Below are 20,517 nucleotides of genomic sequence, written 5' to 3'. Positions count from 1 at the left end.
CCTAATGGCAACCATTAAACGTACAACGATTAATTACGCTTTGATTTTAGGTTTCGTTGCATTAATTTGTACCCTAATCACATTAGGGATGTATCTATTAACACAAGATCGTATCCAACAGGCAATGGAAAACCAACAACGCCAATTATTAGCGGAAGTGCTACCAAAAAATTTTGCTGATAATAATCTGCTCGCAGCCTGTTATCGTCCCAAAGAGAATAGTCATTTACAAAATATTTCACGCTTATATTTAGCCCAAAAACAACAAAATATTGTCGCTTACCTATTTGAAACCACTGCACCCGATGGCTATTCTGGCGATATTCGCATTTTAGTTGCGGTAACACCAGAAGGTAAGGTATTAGGCGTGCGTGTGTTGGAACATCATGAAACACCAGGACTAGGCGATAAAATTGAAACTCGCTTATCCAACTGGATTTATGCGTTCACTAATAAAATCTTTAAACTAGAAGAAAGTGATAAATGGGCCGTAAAAAAAGACGGTGGTGATTTCGACCAATTCGCAGGTGCCACTATTACCCCACGAGCCGTTGTGAATGCAGTAAAAAAGGGATTGGTACAATTTTTAGCTCAACCATTTACTTTTAATCCAGAACAATTTACTCGATGCCAATAGTGAGAAGATCATTATGAATCATGGAACATCAATAGTAGATACATTACCAGAACAACAGACTAAAACTTCCGTCTGGAAAACCCTATTTTGGCAAGGTATCTGGAAAAATAACTCAACATTAGTACAGTTGTTAGGACTTTGTCCTCTTTTAGCTGTATCTAACACCGTTGCCAATGCGTTAGGTTTAGGACTGGCAACCTTGTTAGTATTAACTTGCACCAATACTGTTGTTTCTCTATGCCGTCATCTTATTCCAAAGGCAATCCGTATTCCGATTTACGTTATGATCATTGCCTCCACAGTAACGATTGTGCAGTTGGTGATGAACGCCTACACCTATTCGCTTTATCAATCGCTTGGTATTTTTATTCCGTTAATTGTAACTAACTGTATCGTTATTGGACGTGCGGAAGCGTATGCCTCAAAAAATCCAGTACTCCATTCTATGTTTGACGGTTTTTCAATGGGACTGGGGATGACATTGAGTTTAGTAGCACTTGGTGCATTACGGGAAGCGATTGGTAATGGGACTTTGTTTAGTGGTATGGAAAATTTATTTGGTCAAGCTGCAAAAGCCTTAAAAATTACGCTTTTCCACGCAGATAGCCATTTCCTATTAGCTATTCTTCCACCAGGTGCATTCTTAGGTTTAGGTGCATTATTAGCACTGAAAAATATCATTGATCGGAAAAAATAATGAACCAACAGAAAAGAGTTGAAATTCTGACACGTTTACGTGCAGCTAATCCACATCCAACAACAGAGCTACAATATAACTCACCATTTGAATTGCTCATTGCTGTAATCCTATCTGCACAAGCGACAGATGTTGGTGTGAATAAAGCAACGGCTAAACTTTTTCCTGTTGCTAATACTCCACAAGCCATTCTCGACCTTGGACTTGATGGTTTAAAAAGCTATATCAAAACAATTGGCTTATATAATAGTAAGGCAGAAAATATTATAAAAACCTGCCGAGATTTGGTCGAAAAGTATAATGGTGAAGTACCAGAATCAAGAGAAGCACTGGAATCACTTGCTGGGGTTGGGCGTAAAACTGCCAATGTTGTATTAAATACTGCTTTTGGTTGGCCTACCATTGCTGTTGATACCCATATTTTCCGAGTTTCTAATCGTACTGGATTTGCACCAGGTAAAGATGTTGTCGCAGTAGAACAAAAATTACTCAAAGTTGTACCTGATGAATTTAAAGTTGATGTTCATCACTGGTTAATTTTGCATGGACGTTATACCTGCATTGCACGTAAACCACGTTGTGGCGCTTGTTTGATTGAGGATCTCTGCGAATTTAAAGATAAAACAGAATATTTAAAATAGGAGATTTTCAATGACAAGTTCAGCAGAAAGACAAACTTGGTCTAGCCGACTGACTTATGTACTAACTGTTGCAGGGGCAACTGTTGGTTTTGGTGCTACTTGGCGTTTCCCTTATTTAGTTGGCGAAAATGGTGGGGGTGCCTATGTATTTCTTTTCTGTATTGCAATGGTGTTGATTGGTATTCCAATGATTTTGGTAGAAAATGTTATTGGTCGCCGAATCCGTGTTAATGCGATTGATTCTTTTGGTGGCAAGATCCATAACAAACCAATCCCTTCTTTTTGGAAATTAGTCGGTTATCTTAGTATGCTCGGTTCGTTTTGTATTATGGCATACTATATGGTGCTTGGTGGCTGGGTCATTAATTATATTGTTAGCTTAGTTGGTGGGAGTTTGGATATTAGTCAACCTATCACTGCCGAATTAACCAAAAATTTTTTCCAAACAACGGTAATGGATAATCCTGCCCTTATCAGTCTTTATACCTTTATTTTTGTATTAGTGAATTACATTATCTTGGTAAAAGGTGTAATTGATGGTATTGAAAAATCCGTTAAATATCTGATGCCATTACTATTTATCTTTTTAATCTGTATGGTAATTCGCAATATTACGCTTCCAGGTGCTTGGGAAGGCATCGTATTTTATTTAAAACCAGACTTTTCTAAAATTACACCACAATTATTTGTTTTCGTCTTAGGACAAGTCTTTTTCGCCTTAAGTCTGGGATTTGGCGTTATCGTTACGTTATCTAGCTATTTAAAGAAAGGTGAAGACTTAGTACAAACTGCGGTAATTACAGGGTTTGTGAATACGGTTATTGCCGTGCTAGCTGGTTTTATGATTTTTCCTTCTCTGTTCACCTTCGGTATTGCACCAAACTCAGGCCCAACCTTAGTCTTCCAAAGTTTACCAATCGTGTTCTCACATATGTGGGCAGGCAAATTTTTTGCCATTATTTTCTTTAGTTTATTACTGATTGCTGCACTCACAACCTCATTAACTATTTATGAAGTAATCATTACTGCGCTTCAAGAGAAAACTAAAATCAATCGTCGTTTAGCTATTTTCTTAGTATTAGGGGTTATTTTTGTGTTAGGTAATGTGCCGTCCATTTTGAGCTATGGACCATGGCATGACATTCAGTTATTTGGTAAGAATATCTTTGACGCATTTGATTTCATTAGTGGCAATATTCTCTTTATGCTCACCGCTTTATGCTGTGCTATTTTTGTTGGTTATGTGATGAAAGATGAAGCAAAGAAAGAATTACGCTTACCCGCTAATTCAAAATTAGCTGTATGGTGGTTTAATTATGTGAAATTTATTGTGCCACTTGTGATTATTGTCATTTTTATTAGTAATTTGCTTTAAGACAGGCAATATCCAGATAAAAAAATACCAGCATTTCTGCTGGTATTTTTGCATTTTGAGGTGGATAGATGATTACATCATACCGCCCATTCCACCCATGCCGCCCATTCCAGCAGCACCTAAATCTGCTTTATCTTCTTTTGGCAATTCTGTTACCATACATTCAGTGGTAATCATTAAGCCAGCGATTGATGAAGCGAATTGTAATGCAGAACGAGTTACTTTAGTTGGATCTAAGATACCCATTTCAAGCATATCACCATAAACTTCTGCACCTGCGTTATAACCAAAGTTACCTTCGCCTGATTTCACTTTGCTTGCAACAACAGAGGCCTCTTCACCAGCATTGGTTACGATTTGACGTAATGGTGCTTCCATTGCACGCAATGCAAGTTTAATACCAACATTTTGATCTTCATTTTCACCAGAAAGTTTATCAGCCACTTTGCTTGCAGCACGAATTAATGCCACACCGCCTCCTGGGACGATACCTTCTTCAACTGCGGCACGGGTTGCGTGTAACGCATCTTCAACACGCGCTTTTTTCTCTTTCATTTCAACTTCAGTTGCAGCACCTACTTTAATTACAGCCACACCGCCAGCTAATTTAGCCACACGTTCTTGTAATTTTTCTTTATCGTAATCAGAAGTAGATTCTTCGATTTGTTGACGAATTTGCGCAACACGACCTTGGATTTGTGCTTCATCACCGATACCATCAATGATAGTGGTATTGTCTTTAGAAATTACAACACGTTTTGCTTGACCAAGATCTTCTAATGTTGCTTTTTCTAATTCCATACCGATTTCTTCAGAAATCACAGTACCAGCAGTTAAGATCGCAATATCTTGTAACATTGCTTTACGACGATCACCGAAGCCAGGTGCTTTTACGGCGGCAACTTTCACGATACCACGCATTGTATTTACCACTAATGTTGCAAGCGCTTCACCTTCTACATCTTCAGCAATGATAAGTAATGGTTTACCTGCTTTTGCAACTGCTTCTAATACAGGTAACATTTCACGAATGTTAGAAACTTTTTTATCAACAAGAAGAATGTAAGGACTGTCAAATTCTACTGTTGCTGTTTCTGGTTTGTTGATGAAATATGGAGAGAGGTAACCACGATCAAATTGCATACCTTCTACAACGGCTAATTCATCTTCTAAACCTGTACCATCTTCAACAGTGATAACGCCTTCTTTACCTACTTTTTCCATTGCTTGAGCAATGATTTGACCTACTACGCTATCAGAGTTTGCAGAGATAGTACCTACTTGTTCAATTTCTTTTGAAGTTTCACATGGTTTAGAAAGGTTCTTTAATTCTGCTACGACTTCAGCAACCGCTTTATCAATACCACGTTTTAAATCCATTGGATTCATACCTGCTGCAACCGCTTTTAATCCTTCATTTACGATTGCTTGTGCTAAAACGGTAGCTGTGGTTGTACCGTCACCAGCGGCATCATTCGCTTTAGACGCAACTTCTTTCACCATTTGTGCGCCCATATTTTCAAATTTATCTTCTAATTCGATTTCACGTGCAACTGATACACCATCTTTAGTAATTGTTGGTGCACCAAAAGATTTATCTAATACTACGTTACGACCTTTAGGTCCTAAAGTTACTTTTACTGCATCGGCTAATACATTGACGCCTTTTAACATTTTTACACGCGCGTCATTACCAAATTTTACATCTTTTGCTGCCATTGTTTTGCTTCCTTATGTTCTCTAATTAATTACTCTACAATCGCCAAAATATCGCTTTCAGAAATGATTAACACTTCTTCACCATCAATTTTTTCTGATTTCACGCCATATCCGTCGTTAAAAATCACTACGTCACCCACTTTTACATCTAGTGGTTGTACTTGACCATTTTCTAAAATACGACCTTTACCTACTGCTAACACTTTACCACGAGTTGATTTTTGTGCTGCAGAACCAGTTAAAACGATACCGCCTGCTGAACGAGTTTCTACTTCTTCACGTTTTAAAATTACACGGTCGTGTAATGGACGAATATTCATAATAAAAGTACTCCTATAAGTTTTAGCTAAATATGTGTGTTATTGGGATACCCCTTTTTGACAACGGCTCTAGAAATGGGGATCACAAAATCGCTTTCAAGGGTAACAAGTGAAAAAATTTTTCATACTACAACCCATAAAAAAAACTAATGAATAAGATAAAAATAACTCCTGTTTAGTAAATTTGATTTTATGATCCACATCACAAAATTTGTAAAAAACTCTCTCTATAATAGGCGCCAATTACATTAGGTGATAGAAATGAAAATTAGGATTTTTCATTAATCTATCATTATGATTTTTATTATAAAATATATGAATTGAGGTGTCTTATGAGCGAATTCCGTAAAGAAGTTGACTTACTAGGTGAAAGAGATATTCCAGCTGATGTATATTGGGGAATTCATACCCTTAGAGCGATCGAAAACTTTAATATTTCTAATAATACGATCTCTGATATTCCTGAGTTTGTACGTGGTATGGTAATGGTTAAAAAAGCTACCGCAATGACTAACGGCGAACTTGGTGCAATTCCACAAAATATTGCAGATGCAATTATGGCCGCTTGTGATGAAATCCTCACAACAGGTAAATGTATGGATCAATTTCCATCTGATGTTTACCAAGGTGGTGCAGGCACTTCCGTAAATATGAATACTAATGAAGTGGTTGCGAATATTGCCTTAGAAAAACTTGGTCATAAAAAAGGTGAATACCAATATCTAGATCCAATGGATCACGTCAATTCTAGCCAATCAACGAATGATACTTATCCAACTGGCTTCCGTATTGCGGTTTATAACAGCATTTTAAAATTAGTCGATAAAATCCAATATTTGCACGATGGTTTTGCCAATAAATCTGTTGAGTTTGCGAATGTATTAAAAATGGGTCGTACTCAATTACAAGATGCTGTACCAATGACTGTTGGACAAGAGTTCAAAGCATTTGCCGTCTTACTTGATGAAGAAATTAAAAACTTACTCAAAACAGCTGCCTTATTATTAGAAGTAAACCTTGGGGCAACTGCAATCGGTACTGCATTAAATACACCAAAAGGTTACACTGATTTAGTGGTGGAAAACCTTGCTAAAGTAACTGGTTTACCATGTGTGAAAGCAGAAAACTTAATTGAAGCGACTTCTGACTGTGGCGCTTATGTTATGGTACATGGTGCATTAAAACGTACTGCAGTAAAACTTTCTAAAGTATGTAATGACTTACGCTTACTTTCTTCTGGACCTCGTGCTGGTTTAAATGAAATCAACTTACCAGAATTACAAGCTGGTTCTTCTATTATGCCTGCAAAAGTAAATCCTGTTGTACCAGAAGTGGTCAACCAAGTTTGCTTTAAAGTAATGGGTAACGATATTACTGTTACTATGGCAGCTGAAGCAGGACAATTACAACTTAACGTAATGGAACCTGTGATTGGTCAAGCAATGTTTGAATCTATCAGTATTTTAACTAATGCTTGTGTTAATCTTCGTGACAAATGTGTTGATGGCATTACTGTTAATAAAGAAGTTTGCGAAAATTATGTCTTTAACTCAATCGGTATTGTTACCTATCTTAACCCATTCATCGGTCACCATAATGGCGATAAAGTAGGTAAGATTTGTGCGAAAACTGGTAAAGGTGTAAAAGATGTTGTGCTTGAATTAGGTTTACTCACCGAAGAACAATTAAATGATATTCTTTCAGTAGAAAACCTAATGAATCCAACTTACAAAGCTAAACTTAATAAATAAGTTATTCCAAATAGCATACAAATTATAAGTTTGTATCTTACCCCAAAGAAGAACCCGTCGCCCAACGGGTTCTTTCTTTTAACCGATTTTTCAATGTACGGTTGCATTTTCAATCTCACAGCTTAGAATGAAAACCTTTCGTCAAATAACACTTTTTAGCCCGCATTGTTTGGTGCTAATACACAAACTTTCATCATAATATCGAGATAACTATGCCACAAATTGCAGAAAATCCTTTCGTCTTGGTTGACGGTTCTTCTTATTTATATCGTGCTTATCATGCTAATTTCCGTCTTGGTTTATCTAATTCTGCTGGTGAACCTACTGGAGCAATGTATGGTGTGTTAAATATGCTGAAAAGCCTATTAAAGCAAGTCCAACCAACCCATATTGCCGTCGTATTTGATGCAAAAGGTAAAACATTTCGTGATGAAATGTTTGAGCAATACAAATCCCATCGCCCACCTATGCCAGAAGATTTACGCCAACAAATTCAACCCTTACATCAAATGATTGAGGCATTAGGTTTACCTTTATTAATCGTTGAGGGAGTTGAAGCCGATGATGTAATTGGCACACTTGCCAAACAGGCTTCGGCACAAGGTCGAGATGTATTAATTAGTACAGGCGATAAAGATATGGCACAGCTAGTTGATGATCGCATTACCTTAATTAATACCATGACGAATACCATTTTAGATCGGGAAGGTGTGATTGAAAAATATGGTGTTCCGCCAGAATTAATTATCGATTTTCTCGCCTTAATGGGGGATAGTTCCGATAATATCCCTGGCGTTGCTGGTGTAGGTGAAAAAACGGCTCAAGGTTTATTACAAGGCATTGGTAATCTTGAAACTATTTATGCCAATTTAGATAAAGTTGCAGGATTATCTGTACGAGGGGCAAAAACGTTAGCCGAAAAGTTAGTCACTGCCAAAGCGGATGCAGAGTTATCTTATAAACTTGCTACTATCAAAACTGACGTTGTTTTAGATACAACCGTCGAGCAATTAACTTTACGTCCCGAAAATCGGGATCAATTAATTGAATATTTTGCTCGTTATGAATTTAAACGTTGGTTAAATGAGTTACTCAACGATCAGCCACAACAAACAGATAAGCCTGCCTCAGCTCTTTCTGTTACCACTGCCAATACTCGCCCTGCCACTACGACAGCAAAAGTTGAAATTGATCGTTCACAATATCAAACGATTCTCACTGAATCACAACTCGCTGACTGGTGTGAGAAATTAGCGAAAGCAACGTTGTTTGCTATTGATACAGAAACCAATAGCCTTGATTATATGCAGGCAAAATTAGTGGGAATTTCCTTTGCGTTAGAAAATGGAGAAGCGGCGTATTTACCATTACAACATCAATATTTAGCTTGCCCTCCGCAACTTGAACTCACTACGACACTCGAACAATTAAAGCCGATTTTAGAAGATCCTCGCATTAAAAAAGTTGGACAAAATCTAAAATATGATCTCACGATCTTTGCTCGTCATGGGATTGATTTACAAGGTGTAGCATTTGATACCATGTTGGAATCTTATACATTAGATAGCACCGGTCGCCATAATATGGACGACCTTGCTAAACGTTATTTACAACACGATACCATTCATTTCGAAGATATTGCTGGTAAAGGCAAAGGGCAACTGACTTTTGATCAAATAGAGATTCCTAAAGCAGCTGAATATGCCGCTGAAGATGCTGATGTCACCATGAAATTACATCAAGTATTGTGGCAACAACTGCAACAAACCCCAAGTTTAAAGCAATTATTTTCCGATATTGAATTACCACTTGCTCAGGTTTTAGCACGAATGGAACGCCATGGTGTATTAATTGATAGCGACCTTCTCTATCAACAATCTCAAGAAATTAATGCACGTTTAATCCAATTAGAACAACAAGCACATCAATTAGCAGGGCAACCATTTAATCTTGCTTCCACCAAGCAATTACAAGAGATCTTATTTGATAAATTAGGACTACCCATTCTAAAGAAAACGCCAAAAGGTGCACCTTCAACCAATGAAGAAGTATTAGAAGAGTTAGCTTATGAACACGAGTTACCAAAACTGCTAGTCGAACATCGTGGTTTAAGTAAGCTAAAATCAACTTATACCGATAAATTACCACAAATGATTGATCCTGATACAGGACGAGTGCATACCTCTTATCATCAAGCTGTGACGATTACTGGGCGATTATCCTCTTCTGATCCAAATTTACAAAATATTCCAACCCGTAGCGAAGATGGCCGCAAAATTCGCCAAGCCTTTATTGCACCAAAAGGCTATAAAGTGGTCGCAGCTGACTATTCACAAATTGAGTTACGCATTATGGCTCACCTTTCAGGTGATGCTGGTTTAGCCTATGCGTTTTCACACGGCTTAGATGTCCACCGTTCAACTGCAGCAGAAATGTTTGAAGTTCCATTAGAATCAGTTACGGCTCAACAACGTTATAGTGCTAAAGCCATTAACTTCGGTTTAATTTATGGAATGAGTGCATTTGGATTATCACGTCAACTCAATATTCCGCGGAATGAAGCACAAACTTATATTGATCGTTATTTCCAACGTTATCCAGGTGTCAAACAATTTATGGCAGACATTCAGGAAAAAGCAAAACAAGAAGGCTTTGTTGAAACCTTATTAGGTCGTCGCCTATATTTGCCTGAAATCAGTTCTAGTAATGCGATTCGCCGTAAAGCAGCAGAACGTGTCGCTATTAATGCCCCAATGCAAGGTACCGCTGCGGATATTATTAAAAAAGCGATGATCGATCTTGATCGATTAATTGCAGATAAAGATGATATTCGTATGGTGATGCAAGTACATGATGAATTAGTATTTGAAGTAAAAGAAGAAAAAGTGGCTGAATACCAAGCACTAATTAAGCAAGTAATGGAAAATGCAGTCAAACTCACCGTGCCATTAATTGTGGAAGTTAATGCTGGCGATAATTGGGATCAAGCACATTAATTAGAATAGAGATAAGAATATAAATTAGGTTTCGCATTGCGAAACCTAATTTTTTGTTGGATTACAATAAATAACTTGCAGCTTTTACCACAATCTTAACTGCATTTTCTTCCGTTGCTTTCATTGTTGCTTCATTTGGAATTTCTTGTTGTGTACGATTGACAATCGCTCCCGCAACCATACCCGCACGCAACCCTAAAGCAGAACACATAGTAAACAAAGTTGCTGATTCCATTTCAAAGTTCATTACATTGAGTTCCTGCCACTGTTTTAATGAACCTTGGAAACGACGCCATACTTTACCAGAATAAGTATCGTAACGTTCTTGGCCTGGATAGAAAGTATCAGAAGAGGCAGTAATACCGACATAAGTTTTATTCGGATTTAACTCTTGTGCAGCACGATACAATGCAGTGGTACATTCAAAGTTCGCAACTGCTGGATATTCTAATGGTGCAAAGTGCTGGCTTGCGCCATCTAAACGTACTGCACCTGTGGTAATTAATACATCACCAACATTGATTTCTGGTTGAATTGCCCCTGTTGTTCCAATACGCAAGAACGTTCTTACACCTAATTGGGCAAGCTCTTCTACTGCAATAGACACAGATGGTCCACCGATACCAGTTGAACACACAACAACCGCTTTGCCATTTAAATAGCCTAACCAAGAGGTAAATTCTCTGGTTGAGACTAAAAATTTCGGATTTTCTAGCTGTTTCGCAATCACAGGTACACGTTCAGGTGCACCAGGTACGATAGCTAAAGTTGCTCCGTCTAAATCACTTTTCTTAAGACCTAAGTGAAAAACATCCGACATAATTCCCTCCTTTATTATGATTATGGTTTTATATCTCGGAGAATAGGATTTTGCATCGAAATTAAAGTTTCAGTAGATTGAATTTCATCAATTAACTGAATTTTCGTTGCCAAAACATGATGCAGCTCTTCAATAGTATGCGTCATCACTTTAATAAAAATAGAATAATTTCCTGTGGTGTAATAAGCCTCTACCACTTCATCAAATTCTTGTAATTTAGCAATCACTTTTTCGTAGTCTTTCGCACTTTTTAAGATAATGCCAATAAAACAACACACATCATAGCCAAGGCGTCTTTCGTTAATTTTTACTTTTGTGCCTTCAATAATGCCAGATTGACGCATTTTTTCGACTCGTACATGAATCGTACCAGGACTTACTCCAAAGTTTTTTGCCATTTCAGCATAAGGTGTACGTGCATCTTGTGTTAAGACACGCAAAATTTGTTGATCAAGATGATCAATATTACTGATTGGTTGCATACTTGTCCTTTTAGACTGTGGAATTATTAGATATTATATAATTTATAGAGATAAAAAATAAATTTCTTCTAATGATAAGGAGCTTCAGCAGTAGTTTCAAGACAAAATCTGGTTATACTGCTGAATTCAGATAAAAGTGTGAAGCTGATCAATATTTTCTATTGCTCTTTAACTCTCTAAAGCGAATAAATCGACTTGCTTGACTCGTTGCGGTAAGTCACCGCTTAAGCCTGTTGCTTGTGCGATAAATTGTTGTTTCACGGGTAAAAGTTTATCTGTTAGGCTCAACCCAATGCCGCGTACTAATTTTTTCAATGGCATATCCCCCGCAAACAGATCTTTAAATCCTTGCATCGCAACCAACATCTTCATTGCTTCAGTTTTACGCCAACGTTCATAATGACGTAAATGACGATATGCACCTATATCTTTATTGTGAGCTAAATTAACCTCGATTTCTTGTGCTAAGGCTAATGCGTCCATAAAACCTAAATTTACGCCTAAACCTGCTAGCGGATGAATAGTATGTGCAGCATCCCCAATTAATGCCACTCTATCTTGTACAAAATGGCGGGCAAATCTGGCACATAATGGATAGATATTACGTTCACTCACAACTCGACATAAGCCTAATCGATTATCAAACGCCGTAGTTAAACGGCGGTTAAATTGCTCCTCATCACACACTGCTAATGCTTTTGCTTGTAATGGATCTTGTGACCATACAATGGAACTTAAATTCGGTTGATGTAATGGTAAAAAGGCTAAAATGGACTCTGAGGAAAAAATTTGCCGACAAACTTGTTGATGAGGTTCTTCAGTTTCAACATTACAGACCAATGCAGTATGTTGATAATCACGAAAACTCAAAGGGATCTGAATTTGCTCACGCAACCAAGAATTCGCACCATCTGCGCCAACAACTAATTTAGCTACAACAATTTCGCCATTGTCTAAACTTAATACCGCATTGTTCTCATTAATCCCCACAGAGATTGGTTTAGCCAATAGCAACTCCGCATTTGCTTGTTGTTCTACCGCTTCATATAACGCTTGACGGATAATTTGATTCTCAACTATATGCCCTAAATGATCGATACCTAAATTTTGTGTATCTAATTGAATATTGGCGAAACTATCCTTTTCCCAAACGTACATTTGAGCATAAGCAGTAGCTCGCCACTGCTGAATTTGTTGCCAAACTCCAAATTGGCGCAACATAGCTTCTGAGGCAAGATTTAACGCACTAACTCGATTAGTAACACTGGTTAATTGGAAATGTGGTGTTTGCGTTTCAATTATCGCAATCGAACAAGACACCTCTTTCAATGCTTGAGCTAATGCCAAGCCCACCATACCGCCACCAATAATGACTATATCGAAAGTTTTCATAAAATCCGTCCTAATGTTGGTTGTACAAACAAATTACGCAAGCCAGAACAATGACTTAAGCTCAGTAAACCAAGATTTCGTAATAGCTGAAAAGGTAAGAGATCATTACTAAAACTTTGTACTAAGTTACTGGTGAGATTCATTATTCGTTGTTGATCTTGTATTCGATCGTTTTGGTATTGTTGTAGCATCTGTTCAGAACCAATATCTTTTTTTGTATTCACAATCGCTTCTGCTAAAGCAAATACATCACGAATACCTAAATTAAATCCTTGTCCTGCAACTGGATGCAAAGTTTGTGCCGCATTACCCACTAATGCCACTCGTTGTCCAATAAACGAAGCACTGCGTTTTAGTTTTAATGGATAAGCTGTGCGGCGACTTACTGAAGTAAATTTCCCCAAACGCCAACCAAAACGTTGCTGTAAATGTTGTAAAAAAGCCTGATCATCGAAACCGAGTAATTGTTCTGGTTGTTTGGTACAAAAAACCAATGACATCATATTGTTTCGCATCGGCAATAAGGCAATCGGACCATCAGATGTAAATCGTTCAAATGCTCGTCCTTGATGCGCCACTGATGTCATCACATTGGCAATTACGGCACTCTGATGGTAATCCTGTTCAATATAACTAGTAATGCCAGCCAGTTTTGCCAGTTGTGAATCGGTACCATCTGCTGCGACCAGTAATTTTGCGCTTAATTCACATCCGTTATCCAATAATACATTGACTTGCTCGGCTGTCGTTTGTAATTGTTGAATGGTATGAGGACAGAAAAAATCAATATTCGCTTTATCCGTCAAGGCTTGGGCAAACATCTCGCCCATATGATGTAAAGAAACCACAACCCCCACTTGCGTTAAGTGCATATCGCTTGCATTAATTTCTACAATACCACTATGCCCACGATCTGACACATGCACTTGTTTAATCGGCTCAGCAAATTGTTTTATCCGATCCCACAATGTTTGTTGTGAATTAAATTGAATACGGTTTAATTTACGACAAGTACCATCTGATAATGCAACACAACGACTATCAAATCCTACACCTTGATGTTGCGATCGTTGCTGCTTTTCAATCACCGCAACCTTGAGTCGAGATGAACTCATAGTGTGCAATGCTAGTGCAAGTGTTAGCCCATTCATTGCCCCACCGCCTATAATTACATCGTAGTGTTGCTGTTGCATTGGTTAATCCTTTTGTGCCATTAAGGCTTCAATATCGGCAATTTCTTTTGGTACAGCGGCAGTTAATACTTTATTACCATATTCCGTAATTAACAGATCATCTTCAATCCGCACACCAATACCACGATACACCTCAGGAATATCTTCTGCATTCGGAATATATAAGCCAGGCTCGACTGTGACCACCATTCCAGGTTGCAATTCACGTTGACGATCGACACCGTAACTGCCTACATCATGCACATCTAAGCCGAGCCAATGCCCTAAACTATGCATATAAAAACGGGTGTAAGCTTTTTCTGCAATAAGTGTTTCTACATCACCTGATAAAATACCTAAGCGTACTAAACCAGCGACTTTAATGCGTAACACTTCATCATTTGCTTGTTTAATGGAACCGCCATTGACTAATAATTCAATAGCACGTTTTTGTGCGTCCAAGACAATTTGATAAATTTCACGTTGTGCAGGACTAAACTTACCATTCACAGGGAAAGTACGCGTAATATCCCCTGCATACATTGCAAACTCACAGCCAGCATCAATTAACACCAGATCACCATCTTGCATTAATCGATCATTCTCCGTGTAATGCAGGATACACGCATTTTCCCCACTCGCGATAATAGAAGGATAGGACTCCCATCTTGCACCAAAACGATTAAATTCGTGCAGCATTTCACTGGCTAATTCGTATTCAAAACGTTGTGGGCGAGCTTGTTTCATCGCCCGAATATGGGCTAATGCAGAAATTTGCCCAGCTTGTTGCATTAAGCGAATTTCATTATCTGATTTAAATAAACGCATTTCGTCTAAAATATGTCGCCAACAAACCAATGTAGTTGGTGGCGTAATGCCTTGTCGTTGCTGGGTACGCATCCAAGACAATGTTTGACGAACAATCTCATCTCCCCACGCTTGTACTTCTTCAGCGTGATAAAGGGTATCTAAACCATTTAATAATTGTGGTAACTGTTGACGCACCTCATCAATGGAAATGGCTTGATCTAAATGTAATGTTGCAGGAGCTTGTTCAACCCCTAAACGGCGTCCATTCCATGTTTCCATTAATGGATCAGAAGGGCGTAGAAACAGAATACTTTGCTCACCTTGTTCATTCTTTTTCAATAACAGGATCGCATTTGGTTCATTGAATCCTGTTAAATACCAGAAGTAATTATCTTGACGAAATGGGTAATTAGATGAAGCGGTACGTTGTTGTTCTAAATTGGAAAAAACTAATAAGCCACTATTATTAGGTAGTTGAGCTAATACTGCTGCTCGGCGTTGTTGAAACTCTTCAATTGGCATCTCTGCCATATAACTTAAATCCACAATAACTTCCTCTTAGTGAATTGTTTTATGTGTTGTAGTTGATTGATTAAAGTGAGAATAAAATAGCATTGCAATGGTGCGTAAATATTCAATGACCTCTTCTAAAGCATGTGCAAGACTCTCTTCATCATCATCTTCTTCATAACCAAGTTGGCAAATTTCACGTAAATCCGCTAACGCTTCGGCAATATCTTGTTGCTGCTCCTGTTGTAAATTCGGTTGGGCTAGCCCTAAGCCCAGTAAAAAATGGTTACACCACTCACTTAATGCAGCAATATTTTGGTAAGTATCGTCTAGATTGCCTAAATCGAGATCAAAGGTAAATTCACTAAGATCAGATAGACTTTGATTTAATGTTTTATATAACTCTGCAATTTTACTAATAAGTTGTACCGGATAAGCGTGATCATCATTAGTAAACTTATATAACAAAGGTTTCCAACTTTCATCACGGATCCCACCACAAATAAATCCAGTTAGTAGCCCGTGTAGTTCAACTCCATTTAATGCAATATCGACTTGTTTTAATTCTTTTGTAAGCTGTGCTGCTGTAATGACCATATTTTTTCCCATTTAATGACAAACGTTAGCCATTCTAACACCAACCAGAATATCCACCAATAATCTATGACGAAACTTATTTGCTATGGCATAATATCTGCCATTTATGAATTATGATTTCTGTCTAAAGAGGTTCTTGTATGTCTAAAAATATTGATTTGTATATTTTTGGTCAAAACCTACGTTTAAGCTGCCCTGAAGATCAACATCAGGCACTAAGAGAAGCGGCTGATATTTTGGAAAAGAAAGTATCAGAACTAAAAAATCGTACGGGTATTATTCAATTAGATAAAGTGTTAACGATTGTTGGATTAAATTTATGTCATGAATTAATCACTCAACAACAACAAAATTCAGAACGAGAAAATCTTATTAATAATAAAATTGAACAAATAGAACACTCTTTAAGCACTATTTTATCAAATATGCCAACACACAAATAAAAGATGATTTAAATTAAGGAAATTAAATTCTCTGACTAGGCAAATTGATAAAATTAATGTACTATTAAAACCATCCTGAGGTGTGCGACAATGGGTTACGTCCCTGAGCCGATACTGATATATTTTCGAGTTGGTTACCTACAATCGGTGAGCATGCTTGATTTATCAAGAAGCCTAATGACTGTAAGACTGACTCCCTTGAACCGTAGGGTTCAAGGACCGACCACCCGTATCGGCACCTCGGGTTCTAAATAAAGTAGCCAAGCCTATGTCTATTATTTCATCTTACTCTCAAATTATATTTCCAGAGAATTCTGCATTTAATAAAACTAACCAAAGACAACAATTACGGCAATTTATCCGTAAACAACGATCTGCTTTATCCATTCAACAACAATTAGATGCAGAACAAAAAATTATTGCCCCCGTACTAGAATTCTTACACACACGTCCCGTAAAAAATATTGCCATTTACCTTTCTTTCGATGGTGAACTTTCGACAAAAGCGTTAATTCAAACACTCTGGCAACAAGGCTATCATCTCTATTTGCCTGTATTACATCCTTTTAGCGATGGCAATCTCTTATTTCTTGCTTATACGCCTGACACACCATTACGAAAAAATAAATTCTCAATTAGTGAACCAAAATTAGATGTCACTCAAGTTTTACCTGCTAATCAGTTAGATATTATTTTCACACCTCTCGTTGCTTTTGATCAGCAAAAAAACCGTTTAGGTATGGGAGGTGGTTTTTACGATCGTACCTTAGAAAATTGGCAACAGAAAAACTTTCTACCAATTGGCTTAGCCCACCAATGTCAACAGGTAAGTGAGATCCCTTGTGAAGCATGGGACATTCCATTATTTGATATTTTTGCAGTTTAGGTGGAAGGTATTCAGAAAAAAATGTCGGATATTTTGTATCCGACATTTTTAATATTTGCTTAGCGTCTCTATTGGGCTGCTGCCTGTGTCGGCTCAATAGAAGCACGATCAATCGCAGTATGATAACCCGCTGCACCTTTGCCTCTGAAACTATAACGAGAGCCTTTCCACTCTACAATATTTAACGCCATTGGCATTAACTCATCTGCTGCAGCTAAAGTCATTTCTGCTTTAATATGTTGCACTGCAGAAATTGTACCTAAACGACCATTAAATTGATAAGTCGATTGATACGGAACCACTACTGTTTCAGTGACTTCTGGTTCAGTTACTACTTCATCCAATACAACTTGTTCAACAACTACTGTATCTACTTCTGATACAGGCGTTTCTATTGTTGCTGGTTGCTCAGCAGCTTGTGCTAATAATGCCTGATTTAAACTACTATTTGGTTTAGATTTTGCCTCTTTTCCATTTGCAGCCATAGTTAATACAGGCTCTAATGGACGCGGATTTGGTTCTTGGCTTGCCACCGCAGAAGTAACAGGAATCAAGGTTTCATTAGTATTTTGTTTTTGTTGTTCTAACATCTCATCAACAGAAACAAATGCACTGTTTTTCTCTTTCTCAACACGAGTCACAAATGGCAGGCAAATCTTACCACTCGCCAATTCAGGGGATGCTACCGCCATAAATAATGGCATTGGTGATACCACTTCTGCCACATGACGACGTCTGCGATTGTTCATACGTAAATGACGAGGTAAACGACGTGAACGATTGTTCTCTTTATGCGTTTTCTCTTGTCCTACATTTTCTTCTGTTTCTGCTGCCCCTTGAACATCGGTTTCAAGCGGAGCATTACTTAATGCCACTTCAGTAGTTTCTACAACTGAATTATCAACTTTTACTTCTGTTGACAATACTTCTTTTGTTGTTTCAACTACTGGAACCACTTCAGATACAGCCACCGCTGTTTCTACTACGGCATTATCACTCACACTATTTTCTTGTTCGGTTGATACCTCATTATTTAAACGTACTTTCTTACGTAAATCACGGCGTTGACGACGAGAAGCAACCTGTTGCTCTTTACTATTTTCGTCTTCTGGTTTATTACGAGTTACCGCAGTCGAAACATTCGCCTCATTCAACTCTTCATTTACTGGTTTACGAGCAGTACGTTTAGTGCGTTTTGTAGTTTCATCTTTCTCTGTTGTAAGATTTGCCTCTTTACGACGAGTATCTTCGTTATTACGACGATCACGTTGACGATTATCACGGTTATCACGGCGTGGGCGTTTATTATTACGAGAATTAGATTGTTTACCTTTCTCTTCAGTTTCTTGATCAGCAAATAGACCTTTAATCTTTTGCCATAAACGTCTGAATAGTGAAACTTTCTCTTCTTCTTTACGTTTTACCACTGGTGCAGGTGCTGGAATAGTAATTTCTACTGCAGCAACCTCTGGCTGTGCTGGAGCTGCATTTGCTGTCACTTCCGTTACACGACTTATTAAGGATTCTTCACCATCAGATTCCTCTTGAATATCATGTAATTTCGTCAAGTTATAGCTTAATGTATGATTATCCTCACCATCACGTAAACGGAATACTGAAAAATGCGGTGTTTCCATTTGTTCATGTGGCACAACGATAATTTGTACATTATGACGCTTCTCAATCTCGGTGATCGCACGGCGTTTTTCATTCAACAAGTACGTTGCAATTTTTACAGGCACAATAGTATGTACTTGTTTAGTATTTTCTTTCAGTGCTTCTTCTTCTAACAAACGTAAAATTGAAAGCGATAATGACTCATTATCACGAACTTTCCCCGTTCCTTGACAACGTGGACAAATATGATGAGTTGACTCATTTAATGATGGGCTTAGACGTTGACGTGACATCTCTAATAAGCCGAAACGTGAAATACGGCTAATTTGAATTCTAGCACGATCTTGACGTACCGCATCACGAATTCGATTTTCAACTTCACGTTGATGACGCGCTGGTGTCATATCGATAAAATCAATCACAATTAAACCACCAAGGTCACGTAACCGTAATTGACGAGCAATTTCATCCGCTGCTTCTAAGTTAGTGTTTAATGCAGTTTCTTCAATATCACCGCCACGTGTTGAACGTGCTGAGTTGATATCAATCGCGGTCAACGCTTCTGTTACGTCAATAACGATAGAACCACCTGATGGTAATTGCACTTCACGTTGGAAAGCCGATTCAATTTGTGATTCAATTTGGAAATGACTGAATAATGGCACTTCACCTTGATAAAGTTTGACTCGATTAATAAAGTCTGGACGCACCAATTTGATATGCTCTTTTACTTTGTCATATACCTTACGGCTATCGATTAAGATTTCACCAATATCACGACGCAAATAATCACGAATTGCACGCACAATAACATCACTTTCTTGGTGAATTAAGAATGGTGCTGGACGTGATTCTGACGCTTGCTTAATCGCTTCCCAGTGATGTAATAGAACATGTAGATCCCATTGCAACTCTTCAGGTGATCTTCCCACACCAGCAGTACGCACAATTAAACCAACACCATCTGGTACTTCTAATGAACCAAGTGCTTCTTTTAACTCTAAACGTTCATCCCCTTCAATACGGCGTGAAATACCGCCAGCACGAGGATTGTTTGGCATAATCACTAAATAACTACCAGCCAAAGAGACAAAAGTTGTTAACGCAGCACCTTTATTACCCCGTTCTTCTTTGCTAACTTGCACAATGACTTCTTGTCCTTCGTGCAAAATATCACGGATATTTGGTCTGCCTTGATAAACATAGCCTTCTGGGAAATATTCTCTAGCAATTTCTTTTAAAGGAAGGAAACCATGTCGTTCTGCACCATAATCAACAAATGCAGCTTCTAAACTTGGTTCTACTCGGGTGATTTTTCCTTTATAGATGTTGGCTTTCTTTTGTTCATGCCCTGGAGATTCAATATCGAGGTCAAATAGACGTTGACCATCAACTAGAGCGACACGCAACTCTTCCTTTTGCGTGGCGTTAATTAACATTCTTTTCATCGTTATTTCTCTATTCTTGTTATAACTTTTATAAAAACGATGATAATACAAACACTTTAATTCTGTTGTTGCAGTATGCCAATCTCCCGATTCTCATTGTGCTAAAACGTAACGCAATTTAACATACAAACATGACTGTTCCATTGTTTGTACTAAATGGTTACTTTGAACTGATTATATTGAATTTGCTTAATTCGTGTCCTG

At 37.9% G+C, this 20,517-nt stretch carries 16 protein-coding genes, 1 other RNA gene and 1 pseudogene; 9 read left to right on the top strand and 9 right to left on the bottom strand.

Features of this window, described 5'->3' with window-relative positions; translation table 11 throughout:
- Positions 1 to 4 precede the first annotated feature (4 nt).
- Genes rsxG through ACFFHT_RS01900 form a run of 4 tightly spaced genes read left to right on the top strand, consistent with a single transcriptional unit; the run spans position 5 to position 3,350 of the window.
- Positions 5 to 637: an electron transport complex subunit RsxG gene (rsxG, locus tag ACFFHT_RS01915; RefSeq protein ID WP_382372937.1), complete on the top strand. Its 633-nt coding sequence runs from the start codon at positions 5 to 7 to the stop codon at positions 635 to 637.
- 13 nt (positions 638 to 650) lie between these two features.
- Entirely contained in the window at positions 651 to 1,334 is a 684-nt protein-coding gene (locus tag ACFFHT_RS01910; RefSeq protein ID WP_382372935.1) for an electron transport complex subunit E, read from the top strand.
- Entirely contained in the window at positions 1,334 to 1,975 is a 642-nt protein-coding gene (gene nth / locus ACFFHT_RS01905; protein WP_382372933.1) for an endonuclease III, read from the top strand. Before ACFFHT_RS01910 ends, nth begins: the two co-directional genes overlap by 1 nt.
- A gap of 10 nt (positions 1,976 to 1,985) precedes the next feature.
- A complete protein-coding gene (locus ACFFHT_RS01900; protein WP_382372931.1) occupies positions 1,986 to 3,350 on the top strand; it encodes a sodium-dependent transporter in 1,365 nt (454 codons plus the stop codon).
- A 72-nt stretch (positions 3,351 to 3,422) separates the two neighbouring features.
- Here the strand turns inward: ACFFHT_RS01900 and groL are convergent, their stop codons facing one another.
- Positions 3,423 to 5,069 carry a chaperonin GroEL gene (groL, locus tag ACFFHT_RS01895; protein ID WP_382370235.1) on the bottom strand — a complete coding sequence of 549 codons (1,647 nt, stop codon included), beginning with the start codon at positions 5,067 to 5,069 and terminating at the stop codon, positions 3,423 to 3,425.
- Between the two features lie 29 nt (positions 5,070 to 5,098).
- A complete protein-coding gene (locus tag ACFFHT_RS01890) occupies positions 5,099 to 5,389 on the bottom strand; it encodes a co-chaperone GroES (protein WP_065234389.1) in 291 nt (96 codons plus the stop codon).
- A 332-nt stretch (positions 5,390 to 5,721) separates the two neighbouring features.
- On the opposite strand from ACFFHT_RS01890, the gene aspA reads away from it, so the two are divergent.
- Together aspA and polA are read left to right on the top strand one after the other, a co-directional pair.
- Positions 5,722 to 7,140, top strand: coding sequence for an aspartate ammonia-lyase (aspA, locus tag ACFFHT_RS01885; RefSeq protein ID WP_382372929.1), 1,419 nt, complete (start codon positions 5,722 to 5,724; stop codon positions 7,138 to 7,140).
- Between the two features lie 182 nt (positions 7,141 to 7,322).
- Positions 7,323 to 10,136 (top strand): annotated as a pseudogene (polA, locus tag ACFFHT_RS01880) (DNA polymerase I); the annotation flags it as partial.
- 61 nt (positions 10,137 to 10,197) lie between these two features.
- On the opposite strand, the gene udp reads toward polA, so the two are convergent.
- From udp to ACFFHT_RS01850, 6 genes are all read right to left on the bottom strand, one after another.
- Complete coding sequence (gene udp / locus ACFFHT_RS01875) at positions 10,198 to 10,956, bottom strand: uridine phosphorylase (protein WP_382372927.1); 759 nt, start codon at positions 10,954 to 10,956, stop codon at positions 10,198 to 10,200.
- A gap of 20 nt (positions 10,957 to 10,976) precedes the next feature.
- The gene (asnC, locus tag ACFFHT_RS01870; RefSeq protein WP_382370386.1) at positions 10,977 to 11,429 is read right to left on the bottom strand and encodes a transcriptional regulator AsnC; all 453 of its coding nucleotides are present in this window, start codon (positions 11,427 to 11,429) and stop codon (positions 10,977 to 10,979) included.
- Positions 11,430 to 11,606: 177 nt separating this feature from the next.
- Positions 11,607 to 12,830, bottom strand: a complete 1,224-nt coding sequence (locus ACFFHT_RS01865) for an FAD-dependent monooxygenase (RefSeq protein WP_382372925.1) — start codon at positions 12,828 to 12,830, stop codon at positions 11,607 to 11,609.
- The gene (gene ubiH / locus ACFFHT_RS01860) at positions 12,827 to 14,023 is read right to left on the bottom strand and encodes a 2-octaprenyl-6-methoxyphenyl hydroxylase (RefSeq protein ID WP_382372923.1); all 1,197 of its coding nucleotides are present in this window, start codon (positions 14,021 to 14,023) and stop codon (positions 12,827 to 12,829) included. Before ubiH ends, ACFFHT_RS01865 begins: the two co-directional genes overlap by 4 nt.
- A 3-nt stretch (positions 14,024 to 14,026) precedes the next feature.
- Positions 14,027 to 15,358, bottom strand: coding sequence for a Xaa-Pro aminopeptidase (pepP, locus tag ACFFHT_RS01855; RefSeq protein WP_382372921.1), 1,332 nt, complete (start codon positions 15,356 to 15,358; stop codon positions 14,027 to 14,029).
- 12 nt (positions 15,359 to 15,370) lie between these two features.
- Positions 15,371 to 15,919 (bottom strand): UPF0149 family protein, encoded by a 549-nt coding sequence (locus tag ACFFHT_RS01850; RefSeq protein ID WP_382372919.1) that lies wholly within the window; start codon positions 15,917 to 15,919, stop codon positions 15,371 to 15,373.
- Between the two features lie 140 nt (positions 15,920 to 16,059).
- Here ACFFHT_RS01850 and ACFFHT_RS01845 point away from each other — a divergent pair, with 140 nt between their 5' ends.
- From ACFFHT_RS01845 to ACFFHT_RS01835, 3 genes are all read left to right on the top strand, one after another.
- Positions 16,060 to 16,362, top strand: coding sequence for a cell division protein ZapA (locus ACFFHT_RS01845; RefSeq protein WP_382372917.1), 303 nt, complete (start codon positions 16,060 to 16,062; stop codon positions 16,360 to 16,362).
- A 69-nt stretch (positions 16,363 to 16,431) separates the two neighbouring features.
- Positions 16,432 to 16,613: non-coding RNA, 6S RNA (ssrS, locus tag ACFFHT_RS01840), on the top strand.
- A gap of 17 nt (positions 16,614 to 16,630) precedes the next feature.
- Positions 16,631 to 17,248, top strand: coding sequence for a 5-formyltetrahydrofolate cyclo-ligase (locus ACFFHT_RS01835; RefSeq protein ID WP_382372915.1), 618 nt, complete (start codon positions 16,631 to 16,633; stop codon positions 17,246 to 17,248).
- Positions 17,249 to 17,316: 68 nt separating this feature from the next.
- Here ACFFHT_RS01835 and rne read toward each other — a convergent pair whose 3' ends face one another.
- Positions 17,317 to 20,313, bottom strand: coding sequence for a ribonuclease E (rne, locus tag ACFFHT_RS01830; RefSeq protein ID WP_382372913.1), 2,997 nt, complete (start codon positions 20,311 to 20,313; stop codon positions 17,317 to 17,319).
- Between the last annotated feature and the right edge of the window lie 204 nt (positions 20,314 to 20,517).

It is taken from the genome of Gallibacterium melopsittaci, from assembly GCF_042433085.1.
Classification (GTDB): Bacteria; Pseudomonadota; Gammaproteobacteria; order Enterobacterales; family Pasteurellaceae; genus Gallibacterium; species Gallibacterium melopsittaci.
This window is presented reverse-complemented; position numbering and strand designations above follow the sequence as displayed.